8 protein-coding genes and 1 pseudogene are annotated in these 7,593 nt (G+C 60.5%); all 9 read left to right on the top strand.

Going from position 1 to position 7,593, the window contains the following annotated elements:
* Positions 1 to 313 (top strand): tyrosine-protein kinase family protein (locus AC1DVH_RS23535; protein ID WP_477755841.1); only part of this gene is annotated, 313 nt, incomplete at its 5' end.
* A gap of 124 nt (positions 314 to 437) precedes the next feature.
* Entirely contained in the window at positions 438 to 1,829 is a 1,392-nt protein-coding gene (locus AC1DVH_RS23530; protein ID WP_477755840.1) for an undecaprenyl-phosphate glucose phosphotransferase, read from the top strand.
* A gap of 47 nt (positions 1,830 to 1,876) precedes the next feature.
* Positions 1,877 to 1,975: pseudogene (locus AC1DVH_RS23525) on the top strand (hypothetical protein); the annotation flags it as partial.
* Positions 1,976 to 2,082: 107 nt separating this feature from the next.
* Complete coding sequence (locus AC1DVH_RS23520; protein WP_477755839.1) at positions 2,083 to 2,790, top strand: WecB/TagA/CpsF family glycosyltransferase; 708 nt, start codon at positions 2,083 to 2,085, stop codon at positions 2,788 to 2,790.
* Positions 2,791 to 2,800: 10 nt separating this feature from the next.
* Complete coding sequence (locus AC1DVH_RS23515) at positions 2,801 to 3,877, top strand: glycosyltransferase (RefSeq protein WP_477755838.1); 1,077 nt, start codon at positions 2,801 to 2,803, stop codon at positions 3,875 to 3,877.
* Positions 3,874 to 4,986, top strand: a complete 1,113-nt coding sequence (locus AC1DVH_RS23510; RefSeq protein ID WP_477755837.1) for a glycosyltransferase — start codon at positions 3,874 to 3,876, stop codon at positions 4,984 to 4,986. Before AC1DVH_RS23515 ends, AC1DVH_RS23510 begins: the two co-directional genes overlap by 4 nt.
* The gene (locus AC1DVH_RS23505; protein ID WP_477755836.1) at positions 4,983 to 6,302 is read left to right on the top strand and encodes an O-antigen ligase family protein; all 1,320 of its coding nucleotides are present in this window, start codon (positions 4,983 to 4,985) and stop codon (positions 6,300 to 6,302) included. The genes AC1DVH_RS23510 and AC1DVH_RS23505 overlap by 4 nt, the downstream gene beginning before the upstream one ends.
* On the top strand, positions 6,296 to 7,249 hold the full coding sequence (locus AC1DVH_RS23500; protein WP_477755835.1) for a glycosyltransferase family 2 protein: 954 nt from the start codon (positions 6,296 to 6,298) through the stop codon (positions 7,247 to 7,249). The genes AC1DVH_RS23505 and AC1DVH_RS23500 overlap by 7 nt, the downstream gene beginning before the upstream one ends.
* A 13-nt stretch (positions 7,250 to 7,262) precedes the next feature.
* Positions 7,263 to 7,593 (top strand): oligosaccharide flippase family protein (locus tag AC1DVH_RS23495; protein WP_477755834.1); only part of this gene is annotated, 331 nt, incomplete at its 3' end.

Below are 7,593 nucleotides of genomic sequence, written 5' to 3'. Positions count from 1 at the left end.
GCTCAGTTCGCCGCGGGTGGCGCGCATGCTCGAAGTGCTCAAATTGCGCTACCGGCACATCATCATCGATTCACCACCCGCCGAGATGGTCAGTGATGCGCTGTTGCTGGCCCAGCATTGCAATGCGGTGATCTATGTGGTGAAAGCCGACAGCACACCGGTCGAGCAGGTGCAAAAAAGCCTGGCGATGCTGCAGCAGAGCCATGCGCCGGTGTTTGGGGTGGTGCTCAACCAGGTCGACCTGCGCAAGGCGCGCAAGTACGGCCACAACCACTTAAAATCCCTCTACGACTATGACTTCGCCCCCCGGTAACAACGTGCAGCGGCCTTAGCTGCATTACCTCACCACCAGCATTACCTCACTACCAGCGCGCGTATCAAAGCCGTGACGTTCACAAACGGCTTCGAATGACTACCCATGCCTGGAGATTGAGCCGATGACTTCGCTATATACCGCTCAAATGGCACATCGCCGTGGCGTGACCTTCTGGTGCCAATGGTTGAGTGCGATCACTCTGGTCAACCTGTTGCTGATACTGCTGGTACAGATGCGCGTCGGCACCCTGACCCCCGAGTACCGCGTCCTGATCATTCTGACTGTCCTCGGTTCGGTGCCGATCTACAGCCTCATGCAGGTCTACCACAAGCGTCATGGCCTGTTGGTCGGGCTCAGTCGGTTGTTGGCCGGCTGGCTGATCCTGCTGGCGGTGCTGATCAGCATTGCCTTCCTCACCCAGACCAGCGCCCTGTTTTCGCGACAGGTGATCATCGTCTGGGCCTTCGCCGGGTTCCTCGTCCAGGCAGCCAGTTTCCTGCCCTTGCACTACTTTGCCCGGCTGTATTCGCGGATGATCTTCAACGAACGTCGCTCGGTGATCATTGGCACCTGTCCGACCGCCCATGAGCTGGCCAAGAAACTGAGCAGACCCAATCGCGCGCTACTGTTGGGGTTCATCGCCGCGAAAGACCATCATGGCCCTGCCCCCAGCATTCTGCCGCTGCTGGGTCACGTCGAAGACATACGGGAACTCATCACGCGCATGGAAGTGCGCCGGGTCTACATCGTGTTGCCGATGGCGGAGGCCGCGACCATCGAAGCGCTGTACATCGACTTGCTGGACATGAACGTCGACGTGGTCTGGATTCCCGATTTCGGCAGCATGGTGCTGCTCAACCACTCGATCTCGGAGATCGAGCGGATGCCCGCCATCTACCTCAACGAAAGCCTGATCAACTCCCACCCCGGCAGCCTGTTTTGCAAAGACCTGTTCGAGCGCAGCCTGTCCGCCGTGGCCCTGATGCTGCTCAGCCCGTTACTGCTGAGTGTGGCGCTGGCGGTCAAGCTGACATCGCCGGGCCCGGTGTTGTTCAAGCAGAACCGCCACGGCTGCGACGGCCAGGTGTTCAAGGTGTGGAAGTTCCGTTCGATGCGCGTTCACGATGAGGGCGAGGTCCGCCAGGCCACCCGGGACGATGACCGCGTCACACCGTTGGGGCGCTTTCTGCGCCGCAGCTCCATCGATGAACTGCCGCAACTGTTCAACGTGCTGTTCGGGCAAATGGCCCTGGTCGGCCCGCGTCCGCATGCGGTCACGCACAACATCTATTACACCGGCAAAGTCCGCGCCTACATGGCCCGTCACCGCCTCAAGCCAGGCATCACGGGGCTGGCGCAGATCACTGGCCATCGGGGCGAAACCGAAACCCTGGAGAAGATGCAGCTGCGGGTTGCCCAGGACCTCAACTACATCAACCAGTGGTCGCTGTGGCTGGACATCAAGATTCTGCTCAAGACGCCCTTCACCTTGTTCTCGAAAAACATCTACTGACCTCGTGCCCGATCCTGGATCGGCCCCACGAAAACGGAGGTTTTCCCATGAATGTGAGTGTATTTGGCATTGGCTATGCAGGGCTTGTACAAGGCGCCGCGACGGCCGAGGTCGGTCACACCGTGATGTGCGTGGACGTCGACGCCGTTGACGGACGCAACCTGTACAACCCGCAGCGCCTGAGCAAACGCGGCTTCACCTATGTGTCGGTGGGCCGCCCGCCTCGACCGCTGGTGGCACCGGGAGACGGGCCATGATCCGGCTGGATTTGATCGGCCAGTATTCGCCGGCCCTGCTCGAGGCCAACAAAGCGTTTTCCTTTATCAACTTCGCGTCGATCGGCAGTTTTTTCCAGCACCCGCCTGATGCTATCGCCTACTTTTGCGACGGCATGCTGATGTCGAGTTTCATGTCGCAAGTCACCGGGCGATCCATCGCGCGGGTCAGTTTCGACTTCACCTCGATTGCCGGACCGGTGTTCAGCGACGCAGAACAACAGGGCAAGCGGGTGTACATCGTCGGCGCCACGCAATCCGAGCTGGAACTGTTCATCCGCAAACTGCAGACACGCTACCCACGGCTGCCGATTGCCGGTTATCACCACGGTTACTTCGATGCGCCTCAGGCGGCGGCCATCCAGGCGGACATTCGCCTGGGTCGGGCCAACATCCTGATCGTGGGCCTGGGCGCCGGGTTGCAAGAGCGCTTCGTGCTAAGCGCACTGAATGCCGGCTTCACCGGTGTGGCGTTTACCTGCGGCGGTTTCATTCGTCAGGAAGCGATGACCAACGGTGTCTATTACCCCGAAGCAATCAATCGCCTGCACTTGCGGGCGTTCTATCGCATGTACCGCGAGCCGCACACGATCAGGCGTTACCTGGTCGACTACCCCGGCAACTTTCTGCAACTGGCGGCGATGATTCTGTCCCACAAAGTCGCGATCAACATCACTACGCCCTGAGCGCCGGAGAATGGCCGTGCACATTATGTTCACTCTCAAGGATTTCAAGCTCGGCGGTGGCATCGAGTGCGTCCAGCAACGCCTGGCCGGGCAGTTTCTCAAGGATGGGCAGCGTGTGAGCTTTTTCGTCATGAACGGCGAAACACCGGATGTAGCAGGGGCGCGAATCCTCGACGGCGGCGGTAACGGTCTCCTGGGCCTGATCAAGTCTATTGTGCTGCTGCGCCGGATCATTCGCCGTGAAAGCGTGACTCACCTGATCAGCGCCAAGGAACAAGCCAACCTGTGTACCTGGGTGGCCACCCTCGGCAGCCGTTGCCAGGTCATCTACACCCGGCACACGGCCCTGGATTGCACGGAACAGAAAACCGGTGTCCACAGCCTGCGCCTGCTCTATGCCCTGTACCTTTGCGGCAGCGGCAAGGTGGTGGCCGTGTCCCATGACCTGCAACAGACCATTGCCCGTCTGATGYCCTGGGGGCGTGAACGCATCCGCTATTGCCCCAACGCGGTGGTCACCGAACAACTGCACAACGCCTCCCGGGCGCCACTGCCCAACGGCTTGCCCCACGAATACTGGATCGGCGTGGGCCGGCTGGTCGAGGTCAAGGGCTTTCATTTGATGCTCCAGGCCTATGCCCTGGTGATCCACAACCCGGACGTACCCGATCTGGTGATTGCCGGTGACGGCCCGTTGCGCGAAGAACTGATCGCTCAGGCGCGGAAACTGGGCATTGCCAACCGGGTGCACTTTACCGRCCACGTGAACAACCCCTACCCGCTGATCCGCCATGCACGCCTGTTGATCCTCAGTTCTTTTTTTGAAGGCCAGCCCACCGTGTTGATCGAGGCACTGGCGCTCGGTACACCCGTGCTCGCCAGCGACTGTCCCACCGGCCCTCGAGAGCTGCTCGACAACGGGCGCCTTGGCCAACTGGTGAGAGTCAACGATGTGCCCGACCTGGCGCAAGCGCTGCAGCAAAGCCTGTGTTTCAAGGCACACAGCGCAAGATCAATGGCCAAAACCGTGCGCCCCTACACCAGCGAGCACGCCGCACGGGCTTACTACGAGGTGTGGGATCGATGAAACGGTTGCTGATCATCCTGCACGACCTCAGCGCAGGCGGGGCCGAAAAAATGATGGCACGCCTGGCCGGTGCGCTGGTTGACGCCGGCAATGACGTGACGTTGCTGATGCTCACCGGCGGCGGTGTCAACGTGGCGCTGGTCGATCCTCGGGTCAAACAGGTGGAATTGCACAGTGCCCGCAGTGCCAGCGCGGTGCCGGCGCTGGCCAGTTTTCTGCGCCAGAACCGCTTCGACGCACAACTGGCCGCCCTTACCCACGTCAACGTGGTGGCCATTGCCGCCGCTACGCTGTCGGGGACACTGGCACAATTGCATGTCAGCGAGCGCAATGCGTTTTCCCGGKATAAACACGTCAATCCTTCATTGCGTGTACGCCTGGCTTACTGGTTGGCGCCGTTGCTGTACCGGCTGATTCCCAACCCGGTGATCTGCGTCTCGCGCGGCGTGGCCGAGGACCTTGTCGAGACCACTGTCGCCCGCGCACAGGACGTCACCATTGCCGACAATCCGGTACTGGATAATGACTTTCGCGACAAGCCACCGGGCAGTCCGACGCATCGCTGGCTTCAGGAAAAAACCACCCCGGTGATTGTCGCCGTGGGTCGCCTGGCACCGCAGAAGGGCTTTGACACCCTGGTCGAGGCGTTCGCCCGATTACCGTATCGCAACGCCCGGCTGATCATTTTCGGTGAGGGCGGGCTCAGGGCCGAGCTGCTTGAACTGGCCACCCGCCTCGGCGTGGCGGACCGCTTCGATCTGCCGGGCTATGCCGATCGACCCATGGCACAAGTCGCCGCCGCCGATTGTTTTGTCCTGTCGTCACGCTTCGAGGGCAGCCCCAACGCCCTGGTCGAAGCGCTGTCGACCGGCACACCGGTGGTCTCGACTCGCTGCCCTTACGGCCCGCAGGACATTCTCGAAGATGGCGTGGTGGCTCCGCTGGTGAACGTTGATGACCCCCAAGCACTGGCCCAGGCCATCGGTATTGAATTGACCCGGCCCAGGGACCGGCATCGCCAGGTCCGCATCGATGCCGCCGCCCGTTTCATGAGCGGCCGCGCCGTACAGACTTACCTCGCTGCACTGCTTGGGAGCCAGTCGTCATGAACAAACTGGAAATCAGGTATTCCACGCTGCGCGATGCCTTCACGCTGTTTGGCCTGTTGTTTTATTTCCAGGTGACGTCGTTCTTTCTCGGCCTGGGCAATGTGGCGACCCTGGAYGGTGTCGGAAAAGACCTCGAAGGCAACGTGCTCAATCAGGTGTGCGGCCTGATCACCTTGCTGGTGCCGTTGTTCCTGTTCGTGCGCCACAAGGTGTTCCTGAGCAAGAGCTTTTACCGCGGCAACTTCTTTTTTCTGGTGTTCCTGGTCTGCGTGGCGGCATCGATCAGTTGGTCCGACGATCCGATACTGAGCTTCAAGCGTTATATCGCGATGATCAGTGTGGTGTGCTTCGCAGGGTTCATTGCCTATAACTACAGCATCGAAAGAATCGCCCTCATGCTCGGCTGCGTCATCGGTGCCGTGGCGTTGATGGGGCTGATTTTTGCCGTGATCAACCCCGATATCGCGTTCATTACCGGCGGTATTCGCGACGGCGCCTTCAAAGGGATCTTTGCCGAGAAAAACGCCGGCGCCCGGCTCAATGCCATCGGCATCCTGTTGCTGCTGCCGGCGATCAGGCAACGCAACCTGCTGGCCATCCTGTGTGCACTGTTCTCGCTGATTGCCATCGGGCTGGCCCAGTCCGCCACCGCCATTGCCCTGATCGTGGCTGGCGCGGCGAGCTACGGGTATTTCCTCACGCTGGTGCGGTTGCGCGTCAACCGTTCGATGATGGCGTTCTTCGGCGCCACACTGGTTTATGCCCTGATCTGCGTGTTTTTGTACGGCAATTACACGTTGATGCTGAACCTGCTCGGGCGGGACTCGTCACTCACCGACCGCACGCTGATCTGGGAACTGCTCACGCCGCTCATCGACGACAGGTTCCTGAAGGGCTACGGCTATGGCGCGTTCTGGACCAGCAACGATGCCGAGGTCTTTATCAAGCGCTGGGGCTACATCGGCAATGCCCACAGCGGCTACCTGGAAACCCTGCTCAACGGCGGCGTGATTCAACTCGCGGCGCTGATGCTGCTGTTTGCCGAAGCCTTGATCAAACAGTACCGGGCGATCACCTCCGCGCAGTCGGCTCAGGTGCGCGCCTGTGCCCTGGTGATCATCGGACTGTTCATCGTCTCCAACTACGTGGCGTACGTGATTCCCAACTACCGCAGCGCCGAGTTCCTGGTGTTCTGCACCCTGGCCCTTTCGTTTCGGCACCATCACGCGACTCGTCCGCACCTGTCACCGACAACAGGCCGGGCCTACTACCGTGGGCCCGCGAAGACGTATCGCAAGGAGAAAACCTCGTGCTAGAGCCAAGCCCCTCTTCGGTGCATTCAGTGTGCGTCGTGATCCCGATGTACAACGGTGCCGACAGTATCGAACAGACGCTGGGCTCGTTGACCGACCAGACCCGACTGCCCGATCACGTCATTGTCATCGACGATGGGTCGAGTGATGACGGACCGCAACGGGTCAAGGATTTCGCCGCGCCGTTTCGCCTGACGTTGTTGCATCAGGCCAATGAAGGCCCGGCCAGCGCCCGCAACCATGGCTTGCGGCACACGGAAGAAAGCCTGGTGGCGTTTCTCGATGCCGATGACCAATGGCATCCGCAAAAGCTCGAAAAGCAACTGGCGCTGTATGACGACCTGCTTCGTCAGGGACGGCCCGTGGGGCTGATTGATTGCAACGTGCTGATTGAATACAGCGACGGCACCCGGTTTGTGGAAGATCGCTACAAGAGCGGCATGCACTTCCATGATTTCATCCGCTGCAACATCGTCAATGGCGTCTCCACCGTGCTGATCCGCCGCGATGTGCTCACACAACTCGGCGGCTTCGAAGCCAGCCTGCGCTATTCCGAGGACCGCATGATGTGGGCCCGGATCGCCGAACACTGGGAAATCCACACGGTGCCGCAAACCCTGGCGCGGCGGACGGTCAACGGCGGCAACATCACCGCCCAACCGAAAAAGTACTTCTCGCACAAACTCAGGTTCATCGAGCTGTTCCTCGCCCGTTATGGTGCGCAGTTGAGCCAGCAACAACGGATCGATTTCGAGCTGGGCAACCTCGCGGATTTCCTCTGTGCCTTTTCCCGCTTCGGTGAACATGCCGAGGTGATCAACGTGTACCGGCGCATGCTGGCGTGTTCCTGGCAGGCACTGATTTTCGCCCGGGGTAAACCGACCTTGCGTTACCTCTATGCCCGCGCCAGAACCCTGGGCCGGACCGCCGAGTCAACCACCGCTCATTGAACCGGTGCCCGCCATGGCCAACCAGCGTCTGGTTACCCTGATCTGGATCTTCACCGAGAAATTCGGCCTGATTTTCCTGTCGATGATCACCTTTGTCGTCTACGCGAGGCTGCTCACGCCCACGGAGCTGGGCGTGGGCACGGTGATCATCGCGATTGTCGAAATGGTCGGACTGCTTTATTCGTCGGTACTGGAAGACCCGCTGGTACGGGCCGAGCGCCTGGAAGACAAGCACATCAGCACGGCGTTCTGGTTTGCCGTGCTGATCAGCCTCGTGTCCATCGGCGTCATCTCCCTGGCGGCCATGTTGTACACGCGCTCGCCGGCACTGCAATGGATGATGG

It is taken from the genome of Pseudomonas sp. P4_C3, from assembly GCF_056402075.1.
This window is presented reverse-complemented; position numbering and strand designations above follow the sequence as displayed.